The organism is Pararhizobium sp. IMCC21322 (assembly GCF_030758295.1).
Lineage (GTDB): Bacteria > Pseudomonadota > Alphaproteobacteria > Rhizobiales.
Genome location: NZ_CP132335.1, coordinates 1,846,016 through 1,864,872, shown reverse-complemented (window position 1 = coordinate 1,864,872; position 18,857 = coordinate 1,846,016). Strand labels below are relative to the sequence as shown.

The 18,857-nt window shown below is 53.4% G+C and carries 19 protein-coding genes; 6 read left to right on the top strand and 13 right to left on the bottom strand.

The genetic code is table 11. The annotated features are described in order from the left end of the window. Positions 1 to 85: 85 nt before the first annotated feature. Positions 86 to 1,069: an aldo/keto reductase gene (locus RAL91_RS09020; protein WP_306261561.1), complete on the bottom strand. Its 984-nt coding sequence runs from the start codon at positions 1,067 to 1,069 to the stop codon at positions 86 to 88. A 98-nt stretch (positions 1,070 to 1,167) separates the two neighbouring features. Here RAL91_RS09020 and RAL91_RS09015 point away from each other — a divergent pair, with 98 nt between their 5' ends. The 3 genes from RAL91_RS09015 (at position 1,168) to RAL91_RS09005 (ending at position 2,862) form a co-directional block, all read left to right on the top strand. Then, on the top strand, positions 1,168 to 2,064 hold the full coding sequence (locus tag RAL91_RS09015; protein ID WP_306261559.1) for a LysR family transcriptional regulator: 897 nt from the start codon (positions 1,168 to 1,170) through the stop codon (positions 2,062 to 2,064). Between the two features lie 360 nt (positions 2,065 to 2,424). After that, positions 2,425 to 2,586 (top strand): hypothetical protein, encoded by a 162-nt coding sequence (locus RAL91_RS09010; RefSeq protein ID WP_306257934.1) that lies wholly within the window; start codon positions 2,425 to 2,427, stop codon positions 2,584 to 2,586. A gap of 114 nt (positions 2,587 to 2,700) precedes the next feature. Continuing rightward, on the top strand, positions 2,701 to 2,862 hold the full coding sequence (locus tag RAL91_RS09005) for a hypothetical protein (RefSeq protein WP_306257934.1): 162 nt from the start codon (positions 2,701 to 2,703) through the stop codon (positions 2,860 to 2,862). Between the two features lie 230 nt (positions 2,863 to 3,092). On the opposite strand, the gene hisG is transcribed toward RAL91_RS09005, so the two are convergent. The 4 genes from hisG to RAL91_RS08985 form a co-directional block, all read right to left on the bottom strand. Continuing rightward, positions 3,093 to 3,830 (bottom strand): ATP phosphoribosyltransferase, encoded by a 738-nt coding sequence (gene hisG / locus RAL91_RS09000; RefSeq protein ID WP_306261557.1) that lies wholly within the window; start codon positions 3,828 to 3,830, stop codon positions 3,093 to 3,095. Then, positions 3,823 to 4,980, bottom strand: coding sequence for an ATP phosphoribosyltransferase regulatory subunit (locus tag RAL91_RS08995; RefSeq protein WP_306261555.1), 1,158 nt, complete (start codon positions 4,978 to 4,980; stop codon positions 3,823 to 3,825). Before RAL91_RS08995 ends, hisG begins: the two co-directional genes overlap by 8 nt. 11 nt (positions 4,981 to 4,991) lie before the next feature. Beyond that, positions 4,992 to 6,527, bottom strand: coding sequence for a histidine--tRNA ligase (hisS, locus tag RAL91_RS08990; RefSeq protein WP_306261553.1), 1,536 nt, complete (start codon positions 6,525 to 6,527; stop codon positions 4,992 to 4,994). Between the two features lie 93 nt (positions 6,528 to 6,620). Next, positions 6,621 to 7,280, bottom strand: coding sequence for a DNA-3-methyladenine glycosylase I (locus RAL91_RS08985; protein ID WP_306261551.1), 660 nt, complete (start codon positions 7,278 to 7,280; stop codon positions 6,621 to 6,623). 426 nt (positions 7,281 to 7,706) lie between these two features. Here RAL91_RS08985 and RAL91_RS25065 point away from each other — a divergent pair, with 426 nt between their 5' ends. Continuing rightward, positions 7,707 to 7,880 carry a L,D-transpeptidase gene (locus RAL91_RS25065; protein WP_371932534.1) on the top strand — a complete coding sequence of 58 codons (174 nt, stop codon included), beginning with the start codon at positions 7,707 to 7,709 and terminating at the stop codon, positions 7,878 to 7,880. Positions 7,881 to 7,972: 92 nt separating this feature from the next. On the opposite strand, the gene RAL91_RS08980 is transcribed toward RAL91_RS25065, so the two are convergent. From RAL91_RS08980 to RAL91_RS08965, 4 genes are all read right to left on the bottom strand, one after another. Beyond that, a complete protein-coding gene (locus RAL91_RS08980; protein ID WP_306261550.1) occupies positions 7,973 to 8,377 on the bottom strand; it encodes a hypothetical protein in 405 nt (134 codons plus the stop codon). Between the two features lie 78 nt (positions 8,378 to 8,455). After that, positions 8,456 to 9,835 (bottom strand): glycolate oxidase subunit GlcF, encoded by a 1,380-nt coding sequence (glcF, locus tag RAL91_RS08975; RefSeq protein WP_306261549.1) that lies wholly within the window; start codon positions 9,833 to 9,835, stop codon positions 8,456 to 8,458. A 272-nt stretch (positions 9,836 to 10,107) separates the two neighbouring features. Then, positions 10,108 to 11,301 (bottom strand): FAD-binding protein, encoded by a 1,194-nt coding sequence (locus RAL91_RS08970; protein ID WP_306261547.1) that lies wholly within the window; start codon positions 11,299 to 11,301, stop codon positions 10,108 to 10,110. Beyond that, on the bottom strand, positions 11,298 to 12,743 hold the full coding sequence (locus tag RAL91_RS08965) for an FAD-linked oxidase C-terminal domain-containing protein (RefSeq protein ID WP_306261545.1): 1,446 nt from the start codon (positions 12,741 to 12,743) through the stop codon (positions 11,298 to 11,300). Before RAL91_RS08965 ends, RAL91_RS08970 begins: the two co-directional genes overlap by 4 nt. Before the next feature lie 221 nt (positions 12,744 to 12,964). On the opposite strand from RAL91_RS08965, the gene RAL91_RS08960 reads away from it, so the two are divergent. Beyond that, on the top strand, positions 12,965 to 13,354 hold the full coding sequence (locus RAL91_RS08960; protein ID WP_306261543.1) for a cytochrome c family protein: 390 nt from the start codon (positions 12,965 to 12,967) through the stop codon (positions 13,352 to 13,354). Between the two features lie 91 nt (positions 13,355 to 13,445). On the opposite strand, the gene RAL91_RS08955 is transcribed toward RAL91_RS08960, so the two are convergent. Genes RAL91_RS08955 through RAL91_RS08940 form a run of 4 tightly spaced genes read right to left on the bottom strand, consistent with a single transcriptional unit; the run spans position 13,446 to position 17,243 of the window. After that, positions 13,446 to 14,153, bottom strand: a complete 708-nt coding sequence (locus RAL91_RS08955; protein WP_306261541.1) for an LUD domain-containing protein — start codon at positions 14,151 to 14,153, stop codon at positions 13,446 to 13,448. 13 nt (positions 14,154 to 14,166) lie between these two features. Further along, the gene (locus RAL91_RS08950; RefSeq protein WP_306261539.1) at positions 14,167 to 15,606 is read right to left on the bottom strand and encodes a LutB/LldF family L-lactate oxidation iron-sulfur protein; all 1,440 of its coding nucleotides are present in this window, start codon (positions 15,604 to 15,606) and stop codon (positions 14,167 to 14,169) included. An 8-nt stretch (positions 15,607 to 15,614) separates the two neighbouring features. Beyond that, positions 15,615 to 16,433, bottom strand: a complete 819-nt coding sequence (locus tag RAL91_RS08945; RefSeq protein ID WP_306261537.1) for a (Fe-S)-binding protein — start codon at positions 16,431 to 16,433, stop codon at positions 15,615 to 15,617. Positions 16,434 to 16,436: 3 nt separating this feature from the next. After that, on the bottom strand, positions 16,437 to 17,243 hold the full coding sequence (locus RAL91_RS08940) for a FadR/GntR family transcriptional regulator (RefSeq protein ID WP_306261535.1): 807 nt from the start codon (positions 17,241 to 17,243) through the stop codon (positions 16,437 to 16,439). A gap of 198 nt (positions 17,244 to 17,441) precedes the next feature. On the opposite strand from RAL91_RS08940, the gene RAL91_RS08935 reads away from it, so the two are divergent. After that, a complete protein-coding gene (locus tag RAL91_RS08935; protein WP_306261533.1) occupies positions 17,442 to 18,719 on the top strand; it encodes a DUF3422 family protein in 1,278 nt (425 codons plus the stop codon). Positions 18,720 to 18,857 lie beyond the last annotated feature (138 nt).

Genomic DNA, 18,857 nt, shown 5'->3' with positions numbered 1-18,857 from the left:
GAGATTGAATTGAGTCCAGATCCCAGATCCCAGATCCCAGATCCCAGACCCCAGACCCCAGACCCCAAACAATGGCGTTGAAGGCCTAGACCTCAACACCTTTCATGCCCTCTTCTGTGTATCGCTCACCGACAACCAACTCTGGCGCACCAGCCGCATCGAGATCCTGAATGTCATCCAGGGTCAAAACAATCTGGGCTGCAGCCGTGTTTTCCTCAAGGTACTTCATACGCTTGGTGCCTGGAATCGGGACAATGTCTTCGCCCTTGGCAAGCAACCACGCCAATGCGATCTGGGCAGCTGTCGCGTCTTTTTGTTTTGCAATGGAATGAAGCGTGTCAATGATCGGGCGGTTGGCCTTCATATTCTCTGTCTGAAAGCGCGGCAGGTTCACCCGGAAATCACCTTCCGCAAAATCTGTGTCTGCCGCCAAGGTTCCGGTCAGGTAACCGCGCCCCAATGGCGAATACGGCACAAAGCCTACACCAAGCTCGCGGCATGTTGGCAAAATCTCTTCCTCCACATGGCGGGTCCAAAGTGAATATTCCGTCTGAATTGCCGCTACGGGGTGTATGGCGTGAGCGCGTCTAAGAGTATCTGCACTTACTTCACACAGACCAATGTGGCCCACCTTCCCTTCAGTTACCAGACGCGACAGGCTTTCCATGGTGTCTTCAACAGGGCGATCCGGATTCAACCGATGCGCATAATAAAGATCAATGCATTCGACACCCAGCCGGGAGAGTGATGCTTCGCAGGCTTGCTTTATATAGGCATCGCTGTTGTCGATCCGGCGTTCATAGCTGCCGGGCTCCCTCACGATGCCAAATTTGGAAGCGATCACCATCGACGCCTGACTTTCGTGCAAAAATCGCCCCACAAGTTCCTCATTATGGCCGCTGCCATAGGTGTCAGCGGTATCTAAAAAATTGAGACCCAAATCATTAGCACGGTGCAGAACCCGGAGAGATTCAGCGTCTTCGTGTGGGCCGTAAAACTCACTCATCCCCATACATCCAAGCCCGAGAGGGGAAACCGTGAGGCCTGACAATAATTGTCTGTGTTTCATAATGTCTCCTGTGACGTTCCACACAAAAGTTAGGCTTCCGTATTTGGAAAATAAATGGCAGAAATCGGAAGAGTTTATTCCAAAAACGGAAAGCCCCGATGAGCACTCCCAATTGGGACGATACGCGCATATTTCTGGCTATAGCCCGCACGGGTGCGGTTTCCATCGCGGCGCGTGAGCTTGGCCTTGGCGTCGCCACAGTCTCACGCCGGATTGCACGTCTTGAAGCGGCTCTTGATCTGCCGCTGTTCTCACGCCATCAGACCGGCTATCGGCTAACTCATGAAGGCGAGATGCTGCTGCCAAAGGCAGTGGCTTTGGAAGACACAATGCGCGGCCTTCTGGTCGAAGCACAGGACAGCACAGGCGCTGTGGGACAGGTCCGTGTTGCGACGGCGGAGAATCTGGCCAATCCGATCATCATCCCTGCACTGTGCGAGTTGCTGCGCCGTCACCCTGCTTTGTCGGTTGATGTGATCACCGATGTTGCCACCGTTAATCTGGACCGGCGCGAGGCCGATATCGCAATCCGAATGGTTCGGCCCGACAGGGGCAATGTCACCATAAAACGTGTCGGAACATTGGGCATGGGATTATATGCATCTGCTGGCTATCTGGAAGAACGCCCATATGTTGCCAAAGGCGACACACGATCAAACCGTTACATTGGATGGAGTGAGAAGCAGGCACATATCTCAGCGGCACAATGGGTAGCCCAAACTCTGAAGGGGGATATGGCCGCTATATCAACGACAACATTGTCGGCCCAACTCAGCGCCGCAGTATCAGGTCTCGGCCTGGCGGTTCTGCCACACTTCCTTGCCTTGGAAGCAGGTCTTGTCGTTGTGAAAGCAGAGCTGGGTATCAATCAGCCGATCTGGTTTGCCATGCATTCTGATTTGACTGGTTCTCACAGGGTCAGGATTGTCGCAGATCACCTGCTTGCGATCATGGATGAAAATGCGGATCGGCTATCTGGCAAGGCTTTCAGCTGAGTTAGATCGATTCTCATTCGTTTGAACCGACGAAAAACAGCAATTTTCATCATAACGCGGCCTGTTCTTTGCCCTTCCAGGCTGAATTCCCCCAATTTTTCAAACACAGCTTTGTCACATCGATACACAGGGTTGTGAGGTGTTTCTGTATTTCTGTGAGGTCGATTTTGGCGATCCGCAGAGTTCTGCGGTTTGGCTCTGCCGGTCTCACGCGTCTGTGAATGTTCATGTTTCGCGAACAAATTGTCGCTGTTTAAATCTCTGAACTTCTTCCTTAAATCCAACTCATCGAGAGGCCAACACCACTCGCAACAAACAAAACAAGACGACAACCGAAAATCAATAATAAGGAAAAACAACATGACTTTTCGTAAAATCGCAGCACCAATCCTGATCCTCGGCTCCATTGCACTGGGCGCATCTGCAGCTTCTGCAAATGTTTACAACCCAGCCAATGACAGCTCACCCGATGCCATGACCCCAGGTTACACTGGTCTGGCTAAAGACCTGTCCGGCAAATAAGCCAGACATACTTCTACCGGACGTCGATTGTCTCTCTGTTCTCCTCCCTGACAGATGAGATGACCGGCAACCGGAACACCTGACAAACGTCAAGCAAGAACAAGGAATAATAAAATGACATTTCGTAAAATCGCAGCACCAATCCTGATCCTCGGCTCCATTGCACTGGGCGCATCTGCAGCTTCTGCAAATGTATACAACCCAGCCAATGACAGCTCACCCGATGCAATGACCCCAGGTTACACTGGTCTGGCCAAAGATCTTTCCGGCAAATAATAGCTGGAAGAGCGCAACAGATACGCTTTGTTGCGGCAAGGATCTCGTCGCCTAAACGCGCCCCCTAAGCAGGGCGACGGGATCTGAGCTTAACGGCTCACAAACACCACCGACCACAAGGCCGCCAAAAACAATAACAAAATGGCCAATGGTTGGGTGTTTCCAGAACCCCAGAGACGGACTAGCCGTCCTGCCAGGAGATATAGAAATGCTCTTCAGAAAAAAGACTTTTAGAGAGATACCGCAGACGCAAGCACCTTCGGGTCGCCCCCAATACGCTGCACAATATCTGTCGCAAGTTCCAGACTTGCAGATGTCCATGCCGCAGTTCTTGATCCAATCAAGTTGGCTTGCGATTTCAGAACCACGCCATCGGCCAAAATTTTAAGATGATTGGCCACAAGCGTTGACCCCGTGCTGGTAATATCGACAACAATGTCGGCGGTACCAGCAGCAGGCGCTCCCTCAGTGGCACCCAGACTTTCGACAATCCGGTAAACACCCAGACCATGGCTCGCGAAATAGCTTTGGGTCAGCATCCAGTACTTGGTTGCCACCCTTAGACGACGGCCATAGTTCCGTCTGTACCCAGCCGCCACATCATCCAGATCTTCCATCGTATTGACGTCAATCCAGCTTTCGGGAACGGCAACGACAACGTCGGCATGTCCGAAACCAAGCGGCTTCAGAAGCGCAATTTTGTCATCCACATTGCGCAGGGTTTCGCGCACCAGATCTTCACCCGTTACACCCAGATGAATGGCACCGCGCATGGTTTCGCGGGCAATCTCGCCTGCCGACAGAAATGAAATATCCGCACTGCGCCCATCAGAAAACCCATCAAGCTGCCCAAAATAGCTACGGGAAGAGCCAAGCGCTTTAATGGAAAACCCGGCATTTTTGAACACCGCTTCGGATTGCTCCTTCAGCCTGCCCTTTGATGGAATTGCAATTGTGAGATCAGCCATTTTTGGCACCCCAATTCGGCAAGCGATCAAGCCATAATGAAAAACCAACAGCGGGAACCGGGTCTTCAGATCCCAGAATTTCCATCAGCCGATCATACCGCCCCCCAGCTGCAACTGGACGGGATGCACCATTCACAAACAGCTCAAATACAAAGCCCGTATAGTAATCCAGGGGCCTGGCGAAGTCTGAGGCAAAGGTAAAATCTGCTGGAATGGAAGCACCTGCCTTGGCAGAAAACTCTGACAGGCGGTCGGTAAACTGCACCAGATTTGCACCAAAGGCGACGTCATGTCGGCCTTCAAAATCAGTCAGCCTGGACGGCATTTCAAGCGCAGGGCCGTTCAGACGTAGATAATCCACCAATACGTTCATCAGCCGCGCCTTGTCTGATTCAGTCAATCCGATGTCCTGAGGTCCATAGATTTCCAGATAGCGTTCCGCGATATCGTGCGCATTGCGGCCTGCATGAAGAGACAGCCCTTGCGCCAGCATCATATCCGCAACGGCCTGCTCCAGCGCTTCGGGATCGTGCAGCAGTTTTTTCAAATCGGCTGGCAAGGCCATATCTTCGGCCTCAGTGGGCGACAGAATTTTCTTGAGTGATGCTTCATCAAGGCCTCTGCCAAATGCCCGGATCAACCGATTGCGCAAACCTGTGGGGACTTCCAACGACATCAGCAATTGATGGAACAGGGACGGATCGCCCAGCTTGAGTGTCAGCACGGCCTGCGGGTCGGGCATCAATGCTGCGTCAACAGCAATCGCCATGAGATCCGCATCCGCCACATATGGCGTTTCCGTGCGTCCTAAATGCTCGACACCGGCCTGCAGAAACTCATGGAGACCTTGCTCGCGTTGCCGGAAAACGGGGCCCAGATAGCCATAACGACGCGGCAAACCAGTACTGAATTGCAGATGATGCAAGCAGACAGGGATGGTAAAATCAGGTCGCAGGCACAGTTCTTCCCCTGCCCCACCGACGGTCGTAAACATGCGACGGCGCAAATCTTCTCCCGCTGTTTCCAGAAAGGGATCGGCATTCTGGAGGATAGCAGTTTCAATCTGCTCGCACTGATAGCGCTCAAAAAGCGCATCGAAGGCCTGCAATGTCAGACCGGTTGCAGAATTGGTTGTTTCATCACGCAACATGAGACGCGCCTTTAATCCTGCTGATACTTTGCCACGATCGCAGCGACAGCTGCGACAAGATCGGCTCGCTTGGCAGTTGTTTGGCCAGGGTTTTCTGACCGCCACTGCTCATTGTCTGTAATGTCTGCGGACAGCTTCTTGCCAAGAAACAGATCCTTGATCTGCAACTCGCCAGCTGCGCGCTCATCGGACCCTTCGATAATGGCGACGGGTGAATTGCGCTTGTCCGCATAAGATAATTGTTTGCCAAAATTCTTGGGATTGCCCAAAAACATTTCAGCGCGAATGCCCGCATCGCGCAATTCGCGCGTCATGGCCTGATAGGACACCATTTGATCGCGATCCATGACCAGAACCACAACCGGTCCGAGTTGCTCACCCTGTGACAGAAGCTTCTTCTGCCGCAGGGCGGTCAGCAATCGGGATACGCCAATTGAAAAGCCTGTGGCTGGCACCGCTTCACCGCGAAAGCGTCCCACCAGACCATCATAGCGGCCACCACCGGCAACCGATCCAAACTGTACGGGTTGGCCCTTCTCGTTCTCAACTTCAAAGGTGAGCGACGCCTCATAGACCGGACCTGTATAGTATTCCAGGCCCCGAACGATGTAGGGCGCTATGGCAATGGCGCTGCTGTCATAGCCTGCAGCCTGCGTCAGCGCTGCTATGGTTTCCAGTTCATCCACGCCAGCGGCAAAACTGTCATTGCTCATGAATGCAGATGCTTTAAGGGCTTCCAGTGTCGCAGTGTTTGCCTCTGCTTCGCTGCTTTCCAGGGTACGAAAATCAACAAAGCCCATGATGGTATCAATCTGCCCCTCATCAAGACCGGCGCCGTTGGTAAAGTCGCCGCTTTCGTCCATCCGCCCCTTTCCCAGAAGCTTCTTGACTTCATCTGCGGGGAATTTGTCGAGCTTGTCGATAGCACGCAATACGGACAAGCGCGTTCCGGCCTGTTCAGGACCCGTGAGACCAGCGCTTTCCATGACGCCATCAAGCAGTTTGCGATTGTTGACATAGATGACAAAGTCACGCTCTGCGCCACCTTGTTTAAGCCCGAGTTTGGCTAGTGTGTCCGCCGCCATCATGCAGATTTCAGCATCCGCAGCGACAGAGGCAGTTCCCACTGTATCAGCATCAAATTGCATGAATTGGCGGAAGCGACCCGGACCCGGCTTTTCGTTACGGAACACCCATCCGGCACGGTAGCTGCGATAGGGTTTGGGCAGGTCCTGATAGTTTTCGGCGACGAAACGGGCCAGTGGCGCTGTCAGATCATAACGCAGGCTCATCCATTGCTCATCATCATCCTGCAGTGAAAACACGCCGGCGTTGGGACGATCCGTGTCGGGCAGAAACTTGCCAAGTGCATCGGTAAACTCGAACAATGGCGTTTCAACCGGATCAAATCCGTAGAGTTCATAAACGCCACGAATAGTCTCCATCATGGCATTGGCCGCACGGATTTCCTGGACCTCACGATCTCCAAAACCACGTGGTTTACGGGCCTTGACCTTAACGGCCTTCCGGTTCTGTTTCGTGCTCATGGGATGCGCAATCGGTTCGCTTGAAATTTGAGCGTTGTCGTAACCCATTGGCCGGACTGCGGCAAGTATGGATGCACCGTGATAAAATGCAGATTACTTTCCAGTTGGTCGTTTGAAAGCGTCGCGCGCCGTTTCCACCGTGGCCCGACAAACGCAGCCTTCCAGATGATCATTGACCAGCCCCATGGCCTGCATAAAGGCATAAACTGTGGTTGGTCCGACGAATGACCAACCCCGCTTTTTCAAATCTTTTGAAATGGTGGTTGAGATATCGGTTTTGCCAAGGGTGAGAGCGGTGGCATGATCAAGCGTTTTGGGGCGCTGATCCGGTGTTGGTTCATAGCCCCAGAAATAAGCTGCCAATGAGCCAAATTCAGACGTCAGTTCCAATGCGCGAGCGGCATTGTTGATGGTGGAGCGGATTTTGCCCTGATGGCGGACAATGCCGACATCCTGCAGTAGCCGGGCGACATCCTTCTCACCAAATTTTGCGACCTCTTCCATTTGAAAATTGGCGAAGCCTGCCCGGAAATTCTCGCGTTTTCGCAAAATTGTTAGCCAGGACAGTCCTGACTGGAACCCTTCCAGACAGATTTTTTCAAACAGGCGTCTGTCCTCATCAACCGGCCAGCCCCACTCCGTATCGTGATAGAGTTGATAATCTTCCTTATTATCATGCCACCAACACCGGATTTGGCCATCCGGTCCTTCGATTAAACCATCGGGTAAAGTTGTGGGAACAGTTTGGGTCATGCATGCGTCCTTTCAATACCGGTTTGGACTTAATCCAGATGCACTGCGTTAAGACAAGGGTTCAACGCAAACAAGCCAACGCATTTGTTTAGCGTGGGATCAGGCTCTTCAGTGATAAATTCTGCGCTGCAAATGCAACAGAGCGCAATTCACATGCATGCGCGGAAATCTTATATCCTTCAAGGCGGACTTATATGAAGGTCGACGTGTTTCCGGCCCGTCAAGCCAAACCAGCGCGCAAATATAACCGCCGCTCCATTCGGTACGGTATTGGAGTGGCACGTGAAGGTTTCAGATTGTCAGGTATTGTCAATATTAAGCGCAAGGCAGAATGGCCAACATGGCGTCGCCCTGCTGACATGATTGCGCGTGAACGCAAAAACGGTCGTCGCCTGCCGGCTGTCATGAAGGGCGGAGCGAAAAAACCTGCTGGGGGCACGTGCGCCGTATCTTTTCCAGGGCAACAAAGACACGCTTTACCGAATTCGTGGCACCAATGAGCCCTGGTCCCCTGGTCACACTGTATCGTCGGGCTGCATTCGCATGCTGAACAAGGATATGGAAGACCTTACAACCGGGTCAAACTTGGTGCGAAAGTGATCTTTAAGGGCTGAATTCCGACCCTTAAATCAAAAACCGGCAGTGCTTTCATTTCAGCACTGCCGGTTTTTTTATAACATAAACTGTAAGCTTTATCGGCGCTCAAGCGTCTGGCGCACACCGCGGGCCAGATGTTGGGCCTGTTCCTCATCAAAACCAAAATCGACATAACCGCCATTCGGGATTTCAATGCGGATGAAAAGACTCCGCTCACCATCAGACCTGGTAGCTGCACCCACGGCAAACGTCTTGACGGGCAAAGCACCTGCTGGAGAGAAGGCCCGCTGACCTGATTTCTCACCTGATGCGATGGCGCGGTTGTTTTCCGCAGCCGACTTGGCCGTCATTACGGCAGACAGCAAAGTGGAGGCCTGTTCTTTGGGAACCACCAGGCGGACATTTCCAGCACCGGCGACCTGCAGCGTCACGTAGGACAAATTACCGTCGTCGCTTGCGCCGACATTGATGACTTTTTCTAGTTGATTGCCTTCGATCATAACAAAGCTCTCAGCTGCTTCCTGTTTATTTTCCAATTGCTGGCGGGTTTAGCAGAGTGTTTGAAAAGTTTCGAGCCTTTATTCTGTCGCCTCGAATAAAGGCACCTTTACCCGGCTTTTCGCCGTCCCGATTGCCGTGTTTTCAAAGCCCAATTCATGCAGTTTTTCCGGCATTTCTCCGCCATAGGCCCAATTCAACAAAACAGCAGTATGCAAAATTGGCAGATCCGTGCCACTGCCGATCTGTGTCATGCAGCCAATATTGCCCGTGGCAATGATATCAGGCCGGGTGCGCTCGATATTGGCGATTTTCCGATCACGCAATTGCCGCGCGATGTCGGGCTGCAAAATGTTGTAAACACCAGCTGACCCGCAACACAGATGCCCCTCAGGAACTTCCATCACCTTGAAACCGGCACTTTCCAGAAGCTTCTTGGGTTGCGTCTTGATTTGCTGCCCGTGTTGCATGGAACAGGCAGAATGATAGGCGATTGTCAGATCAAACCCGCGCTGGGGCGTGCCAAGCTCGATCTCCGACAGATACTCGGTGACATCCTTCGCCAATGCTGAAATTCTGGCAGCCTTATCAGCATAATCAGCGTCTTCGCGCAGCATATGACCATAGTCTTTTATTGTGGTGCCGCAGCCTGATGCCGTTATGATGATAGCATCCAGGCCGTCGCCCTCAAGCTCGCGCCACCAGGCGTCGATATTGGCCTTTGCCTGATGATGGCTTGCCTCATCCTTGCCCATGTGATGCACCAAAGCCCCGCAGCAGCCCTCTCCCTTTGGCAAGACGATTTCCACGCCTGCGCGATTAAGCAGGCTGACAGTGGCTTCATTGATACCAGGGTTCAGGACCGGCTGAGCGCAGCCGGTCAGCAAAGCAACGCGTCTGGCCGGTTTGTTGGCAGGCGTAAACACATCGCCAGCGGATAGTTGGCTGCGCGCTTCAATGCGGGATGGCGCAAGTTCAAGCATGGCACCGATCTGCTTGAAGGGGCCGCCAGCTTTCTTCAACAATCCGGCAAATGGTTTGGCGTAGAAGGCCCCGGCCAGTGCCATCCGGAACCTTCCGGGATATGGCAGAATACTGGCAAGTACCGTGCGCATCAGCCGCTGATGCCAGGAACGCGTATAGGTCTTTTCAATGTGAGAGCGGGCGTGATCCACCAGATGCATGTAATTCACGCCCGAGGGACAGGTCGTCATACAGGACAGGCAAGACAGGCACCGATCAATGTGCTTGACCACCTTGTCATCTGCCGGACGATCGTTTTCCAGCATATCCTTGATCAGATAAATTCGCCCGCGTGGACTGTCCAACTCATCGCCCAGCAATTGATAGGTCGGACATGTGGCTGTGCAGAAACCGCAATGCACGCAAGTGCGGAGAATCTTTTCCGACGAAGCGACTTGCGGATCCTGAAGCTGTGCCTCAGTGAAATTTGTCTGCATGATTAAGCCTTAGAGCAAGTATTGTGATTGTTAAATCATTTGACCGGGTTTGCGCGTATGTCGGCAAGGCACACTCCACGCCGTGGTCTTTATGACCATAAGTGGGGTTTAACGATGTCCGGCGGGCGCGCAAACCCGGCCTTCGGTGCTCCCTATCAGCCCACCGGACAGAGTTAGCCAACTTGCCCGATGCACCGCATCGCGCTGCGTCGCCTGCCACGCCGGTGGGCCGATAGGGAGCATCAAATGGTTCAACAATCATAATACTTGCTCTATACTCCGGAATACATGAAGCCGGGATTGAAGATGTTTTTCGGATCAAACGTGTTTTTGATTTCAGCGGTGATCCGCATGACAGGAGCCGGCTGCGGATGAAATACGTCGATACGACTGCGCAATTCCGGTGGCCCGCGCATCAAGGTTGCATGGCCGCCATATTCAGCGAGCAATTCACGCAATGCAGCCGCTCCGGCATCGGCATATTGTTCGGGGTCGATTGCCAACCAGATCAGCCCACCACTCCAGTCGAAATAGTGTTTTGCATCATGCTTGCTGGTGAAACGGGCCGTAAAGGCGGCACCCTTTGTGGGTGCTACGGAAATTTTCCAGATCGCGTGGCCGAATGGCTCTGCCAGCGGACCGCAATCGCGAATGCTGTTCCACAAGACTTCGCTTTCGGCTTCGGCGATTTCTTCGGCCTTGCCAAACTCCGACAGATGTTTCGCCATCTGTTCCAGACGATAGCGCAATTGCGATTCAAAGCCTTCCAGCCGGATCAGCGTTTTGGCCTTTTCACCATCAATTCCAGCTGGCAGATGCGCTGTACCCGTGGCCTCAAATTGAGATTTCATGGCCGCGCATAAAGCGGCAAGCGCTTTGTCATCAGCAAGATTTGAGAACTGCAGTGTGGCGCTGCTCGCGGGTTTGGGCAGAACCTTGAAGGTGACCTCGCTCAGAACACCCAAAGTGCCCCAGGAACCGGATAGAAGCTTGACCAGATCAAGTCCGGTCACATTCTTCATGACCCGGCCGCCATTCTTGATCAACTCACCTTTGCCATTCACCAAACGCACACCGATCAGACTGTCTCTGGCAGCACCGGCCATAATGCGGCGCGGGCCGGATATGTTGCCTGCCGCAACAGCGCCGATGGTTGGCTCACTGTCCGTGCCATAAAGCCGCCGATGATCCATGGGTTCAAAGGTCATGGCCTGACCATGTTCTGCAAGGGCCGCTTCCACGACAGAAACCGGTGTTCCCGCCTTTGCCGAAAACACCATTTCGGCGGGCTCCAGCAAGGTAATTCCTGACAGATTGGATGTACTGAGTGTCTTGGCGCTCTGCACCGTTCGGCCCAAGCCTGATCTGCTTCCATTACCCTGAACAAGCAATGGTGTTGCTTCGCTCAGCGCCTGCTGGACCACGCTGACAAGTTCAGTCTCATTGTTTGGTCTCAAATCGCTCATGCAGCCTGCCCTGAAACACGGCCATCCAACGGGAACACCTTGGCGGGATTGAGCTGCCACGCGGGATCAAACACCGCCCGCACCAGCATTTGCTGACGCAAATCCTCCTCGGTGAACTGAACGCGCATCAAATCACGCTTTTCAATGCCCACGCCATGCTCACCGGTCAGGCAACCGCCAACCTCAACGCACAATGTCAAAATATCATTGCCGGCATCTTCCGCTTTCTGGCGCTCTGCCGGATCATTGACATCATACAGGATCAAGGGATGCAGGTTTCCATCTCCGGCATGGAAGACATTCGCGACACGCAGGCCATAATGATCGATGATTTCGGTCATGCGAGCGAGCACATGTGGCAGTTGTCCCGTTGGAATGGTGCCATCCATGCAGATGTAATCAGCAACCCGCCCTGTCGCGCCGAAGGCCGATTTACGGCCTTTCCAGATGGCGGCAGCCTCCATGGCTGACTGACTTTCCTTGATGGTCTTCACACCGTGCTGTTTGGCTATTTCAATGATCTTGCCAAGTTGCTCGCGCATTTCCGCATCAGACCCTTCGACCTCGATGATCAGCAGAGCTTCAACATCCATCGGATACCCGGCCTTTGCGAAAGCCTCGCAGATTTCGATGGCCAGTTTGTCCATGAATTCCATCGCAACAGGCACCAGACCGGCAGCAATAATGCTGGCCACGCAAGCCCCGGCACTTTCGGCCGTTTCAAAGCCGAACAAAACCGGTTGCGCGCCTTCTGGCTTCGGCAAGATACGAACGACAGCTTCGGTGATGATGCCGATCTGACCTTCCGAGCCGCATACAAGGCCAAGCAAATCATAACCGGGCGCATCCAGATGTTCGCCGCCAATATCCAGAACGGTTCCGTCCAGCATAACCATCTTGACGCCGAGCAGATTGTTGGTCGTGACGCCATATTTCAGACAATGAGCGCCGCCTGAATTCATGCCGATATTTCCAGCAATCGTGCAGGCCAGTTGCGATGATGGATCAGGCGCATAGAAGAATCCGTCCGGCCCGACATGGTCGGAAACGTTCAGATTTGTGATGCCTGCCTGAACTCTTGCCGAACGGTTGCTATAATTCACGTCAAGAACGCGGCTCATTTTGGCAATGCCGATCACAACAGCATCTTCCTGCGGAATGGCACCGCCTGCCAAAGATGTTCCGGCACCACGGGGAATGACCGGCAAGCCCGCCTTGTTGCAATATTTCAGCACAGCAGAAACCTGTTCAGTTGTTTCTGGCAGCACCACGGCCAGCGGGACGCGGCGATAGGCGGTAAAGGCATCGGTTTCATAGGGAACCAATTCGGTGGCGTCGCTGATGACGCCCTCGCCGGGCACCAGTTTTCGAAGGCTTTGAATGATCTCCTGCCGACGCGCGAGAATACCCTTATCCGGTTCAGGTATTGCAATTGTGCCCATGGTTTTCTCCCTTGCTTTTCCTGATTTTGACAGAGAATCCACAACTGGTCAATTTTTTTTACCAGTTGGGAAAGCCAAGTATATGCGACAATTCAGCTGTATCGTGCGAGGAAAAACCCATTGGGGTTGACGCGGAGGGTAATACATTCGAGAAATCAGTTGGGTGCGCGAATAACTCCGGTCTATCTGGCCGGACATTTGGAGTGAGTGAGGTGAAATATATGAATAAGATAATTCTCGCAGGGCTGATGAGCGCACTGATGCCACTTGGCGCAATGGCCGAAGGTGACGTTGACGCTGGCGAAAAAGTTTTCAAGAAATGCAAGGCTTGTCATGCTGTCGGTCCAAACGCCAAAAACCGTGTTGGACCCGTTCTCAACGGTATTGTGGGACGTGAAGTAGCGATAATTGAGGGCTATAAATACTCCAAAGCCATGAAGGCCTCTGAATTGACCTGGGACGTGGAAACGCTGACAATTTATCTGGCAAATCCGCGAAAGTTCGTCAAAGGAACAAAGATGGCGTTTGCAGGTTTGAAAAAGGATGATGATCTGGAGAACGTGATCGCCTATCTGGCGCAGTTCGATCTGGAAGGTAATATAACCGAGTAAGACAGGAACAGTCCTGAACAACCGCTTCAAAGTCGCGAATGCACCGTCTTGAAAAAACGGTCGTCGCGGCTTTTTTTATCGCTGATGCTGCTTAGTCGTTTACAACGAATATCTGCAAAGCGCGCGGACCATGGGCACCCAGTAACATAGTCTGTTCAATGTCGCCGGAGCGAGACGGTCCGGTGATCATGTTTACGGTGCGCGGCATGTTGCCCTTGCCGTGCTTTTCACGAATTGTAGCCCAAGCCGTTTCATAATCGCCTGAAATGTCAGCAGCGCGGACCACAACGCAGTGGGTTTCCGGCAGGAAATTGAGTGTGGTCGGATTGTCTGCTCCCGATTCCAGCATCAAGGTTCCGGTTTCGGCGACACCAGCGAAGGCATGAGACAGGCCAACCGGGTCGTCCCCGTCTGATGGCCCTTTCGATATCTCAAGGTCGGCAAGCTTGTCCCAACCAGCCTGCTCCAGAAGCGGCGCATGGCCCATGCGTACTTTCTTGGGAAGGTTTCTGCCCCGCAAATACTCTGCAAGCGCTGTCGGCAAATCCTCAATCTTGTTGATGCGGGTGATGGTGGTCTGAACCTTGACGGCCTGCTCACAAAACAAATCAACCTGCTTGGCGTGCGGTTTGCGCGCGCGTGCAGGTATCAATCCAACCGGGCTTCTGGACAGGCGGTCTGCAACCCTGGCCTCACGAACAGGATCGTCGATGTTTTTAACATTCTTGCGAATCTTCGCCAAAATGATGCTGCGGCCATTGGGCGTTGCACGATTGCTGGTTCCACTACGCCTGTTCATTTTACCTGATCCATTAGGTGGTCTGTCCAAGTTTGGAGTTTCTATGCCGCGCAGCCCATTGCTGCTGGAAGGTCTGCCCCTCCGGCGCAGGTAAATCACGATGCTCGGTCCAACCGCCAGCCAGTGGCAGTTTTTTGAACGCACCTTTGCGGCGCCCCATCAAGCCGAGCAGATTAATCGCCAGCCGCGAGCCGGCATGATAGAGTTTTGGATGTTTGGCCATCCAGGCCCAAACACTCAGACCACGCCGCATTCTATCTGGTGTCGTGTGTCGCTCAAATTCCTTCTCCCGCCAATGCCGCATCATTTTCGGCAAGGGTATGCGCATCGGGCAGACACTTTCACAGCGCCCACAAAAGGTCGACGCATTGGGCAGATGACCGCCCATTTCAACGCCAATCAGCGTTGGTGTCAGAACGGCTCCCATAGGGCCGGGATAGACCCAGCCATAGGAATGGCCGCCAACAGCGTGATAGACCGGACAATGGTTCATGCAGGCACCGCATCTGATACAGCGCAGCATGTCCTGAAACTCGGTCCCAAGCATATCTGAACGGCCATTATCAAGCAGCACCACATGATATTCTTCGGGTCCGTCAGGGTCTTCTGCACGGCGCGGTCCGGTTGAAAACGTCGTATAGACAGATATGTCCTGCCCGGTGGCAGAGCGTGCCAGAACGCGCAAAATCTGACTGACATCTTCCAGCGTTGGAACGATCTTCTCAATGGATGCGATCACAATATGGACGCGGGGCAATATCTGCGTGAGATCGCCATTGCCTTCATTGGTGACAATGATTGACGTGCCGGTTTCGGCAACCAGAAAGTTGGCTCCGGTGATGCCCACATCGGCTGCCAGGAATTTATCGCGCAGAACGGAACGCGCTTCGGACAAAAGGCTTGTCGGGTCTTCCAGATTACGCCCCGGCGGCAAGTGCCTGTGGGTGCGCCTGAAATCCGCCTCAACCTCCTCCTTGTTCACATGTACAGCTGGCGCGATGATGTGGCTCGGTGCCTCACCGCGCAACTGAATGATATATTCGCCAAGGTCGGTTTCAATTGGCTCTATGCCGTTGCGTTCCAGATGTTCATTGATCGCGATTTCTTCCGCGATCATGGATTTCCCCTTGGTCACGGTCTTGGCGTTGGCGCGTTTGCAGATGTCGAGAATGATGTTTCGGGCATCCTGAGCACCGGCCGCCCAATGGACGCGGCCACCTGTGTCCTGAACCTTTGCTTCATAGGTTTCCAGATAAAGATCCAGATGATCCAGCACGTGGTCCTTGATCTCTTTTGAGCGATCCCGCAGCGCCTCAAATTCCGGCAGGTTGGCAGCCGCCTTGGCGCGTTTGCCGATGAAACCCCGTTCGACATTGCCCATGGCCTTCTGAAGATTCTCATCTTTCAGGGCGGCTGAGGATTTTTCCTTAAAATATGGGGATGTGATCTGCATAATCGTCTCTATCCCTTTTTATCATTTTTGCTTTTGCCAATGGGCGGCACGTCGGTCATTCCCGCCAGTACCTCAGCCACGTGGCGCACATCCACATTGCTGCCTTCGCGTTTCAGCTTACCGGCCATATTCATCAGGCAGCCCAGATCGCCTGCCAGCAGGGTTCCGGCGGATGTATCATCGATATTTTTAGTTTTCTTCTCAACAATCGCGTTGGAGATGTCAGGATATTTGATGCAGAATGTGCCACCAAACCCGCAGCACACATCGCTGTCTTTCATCTCTTTCACGGTCAATCCGTCGACCGATTCCAGCAGCCGTCTCGGTTGCTTTTCAACACCCAATTCCCGCAAACCTGAGCAACTGTCGTGATAGGTGACAGTGCCATCGAAATGCGCCGTAACCGGGTTGCGGCCCAAAATGTCGGTCAGAAAGCTGGTCAGTTCAAAGGTTTTATCGGCCAGCCTGCCGGCGCGCTGATGCCAGTCGGAGCCTTCTTCAAAGAGTTCCAGATAATGTACTTTGATCATGGCCGCGCAGGAACCGGACGGGGCAACCACAGCGTCATAGGATTCAAATGATTTGATCACCTGCATGGCAATGTCGCGCGTATCCGCCTTATCGCCCGAATTGTAAGCCGGTTGGCCGCAACATGTCTGGGCCGGTGGTACAGAGATGGTACAACCAGCGTCTTCCAGTAATTTGACGCTGGCAAATCCAACCGATGGTCGAAACAGATCAACCAGGCAGGTGACAAACAGAGCCACGTTTTTGGGCGTTTCGATCGTAATTGTTTCCGGGGCAGAGTTCTGGTCTGATACGCTCATATTCTACTTTGCTTTGGCTGCTTTCGCAGCGCGTTCCACTTTGTTCTGGGTGCTGTGTTGTTCAAGCCGCAGGCGGGAAACTGCTTCCCGCTCGCCAATTGTTTCCACTTCTCTGGCCGCCTCAGCTACAAAATCCATATGCGCTTCCGCTGCCTTGCGGGCAGCTTGCGGATCACGCGCCATAATGCTGGCGTAGATGGCCTTGTGCTGCGCCAACAGCGCGTTGCGCGAGCCATTGTGGCTGTACAGGCGACTGCGGTTGATGAACACACCCTGTTCCAATAACCGGTAGCAGGAGCGAAGCATATGCAGCAACACAATATTGTGGGCGCATTCGCCGATTGCCTGATGAAATTCGGTATCAACCTCAGCTTCAGCAGAAAAATCCTGCAACTCATGGGTTTCTGCCATTGTATTTATCAGCCGCGTCAAAAGCTCGCGATCAGCGTCAGTTGCGCGAATGGCCGCCATTTCGGCTGTGATGCCTTCAATCTGCCGGCGGAATTCAACGTAATCAGCGGTTGCTTTGGGATGTTTTCGAATGAGGTCCACAATGGGGTCCTGAAACACAGTGCCAACAACATCTGCCACAACGCTGCCCTCCCCCTGCCGCGTTAGCAGCAACCCGCGCGCTTCGAGCTTTTGCAGAGCATCGCGCAAGACCGGCCGTGACACATTCAGGGATTTTGACAAAGCCCGTTCGCCCGGTATCCGGTCTCCCGGCTTCAACACACCTTGCAACACCAGTTCTTCAATCTGATGAATCACCTCGTCGGCAGTTCGGGTGTGTGAGATTTCTGTAAATATCATGCCGGACTGATGTGACTCCGTTTTGTTGTCTCGATTGTACCGCGTCACCTGACCAGTGGTCAATAAAATTGCCCACTCATGCACAAACGTGGGAACGAGGCTGCATGTCACTTGGCAACATTGCTTTGCAAGCCAGACCTTTCCTTTTCGTCCAATGATGTTGATATGTGGTCAGCCGCCCGAATCGGAGCAACCAGCATGTCGAACATCATATCCACCCATCCTGAGCGAGCACGAGTCCTGGACGAGGTGCATGCGCGCCCGTTTGAGCCCATCGCATCCCCCCGGACTGTCCGCCATGTGTCGCTACTGGCCGGACTGGAGGAAGCCGCTGCGCTGCATGAGGCAATTTGCCAATATGCCAACAAAGCCGGCGCAGAGCCGCCCGCTCATGACGCACGCTATTGTGTGCTGGATGGCTTTGGCGGCAAATTGCGCTGGGAGCAGCATTCCGAATTCGGGTCCCTGACCTGGGATGCCCCGGCGCGCAATTCGCATGATGGATTGGCGATGGTCATTGAGCTGGCCAAAAGCTCCCTCGGTCAGATTATCTCCATGACACGCATTGATGTGCTGGCAAGCACGAGCGACGTAAATTTTGAAGACATTTATGACAAACGCTCGCTTTGTGTCTCCGAGGTGCATCAGGGCTTGGCGCTCATCGCCACGGATTTCCGGCAGGGAGATGACGGCGCAACACGGATGAGCATTCTCAATCAGGGTGCGAGCGACATTGCCATCGGCGGGCTTGTGCAACGTTTGCTGGAAATTGAAACATACCGAACACTGGCTTTACTGGGATTGCCGCTGGCCCAGCGCACCGGACCCATTGTCAGTGGCATTGAAGATAGCCTGGCCCAGATGACCAGTGATCTGAAAGACAACATGCAGGGTGTCAGTGAACAACTCCTTGACGAGATCACAGGACTGTCAGCTGATCTGGAAGCAAATGCCGCTGCATGTCTGTTTCGGTTCGGGGCCAGCAAAGCCTATCATGAAATTGTGCAACTGCGCCTCTACGCCATTGAAGAAGTCAGTTATGAGCATCATCCAACCCTGGAAGCCTTTCTGATCCGCCGGATGCAACCGGCCATGCAAACCATCAGAGCTCTGGAAGAACGACAGGCGAACCTGTCACGTAAATTGTCACGCGCAGCAAATCTGTTGCGGACACGGGTGGATGTTGGGCTGGAGCGTCAGAACCGCGATTTGCTGGCCTCCATGAACCGACGCGCCAAGCAACAATTTCGACTGCAACAAACCGTTGAGGGCCTGTCTATCGCCGCCATCAGCTATTATGTAGTCGGCCTGATTGCCTATCTGCTGAAAGGCATTGATGCGCCATTGCAGGCGCTGTCTGGCTATCCCCATATCGGCGCTGTCCTGACCGCCATTTCTGTGCCCTTTGTGGTGGCAGGCATGTGGCTGGTGGTGCGCCGCATCAGACAATCTCATGTTGACGATAAATCCGAGTAGCTGGGCGGTGTAATGGGTTTTGTCGAAGATCACCTCACTTGTTGACCGAAAGCGTAGGATGACTGCTAGAGCCCAAGCCTGCCAATTGGGCAGGCGCTGAAAACTGTCTGTTCAAACTGCTTTTTTTGCGGTCTTCTC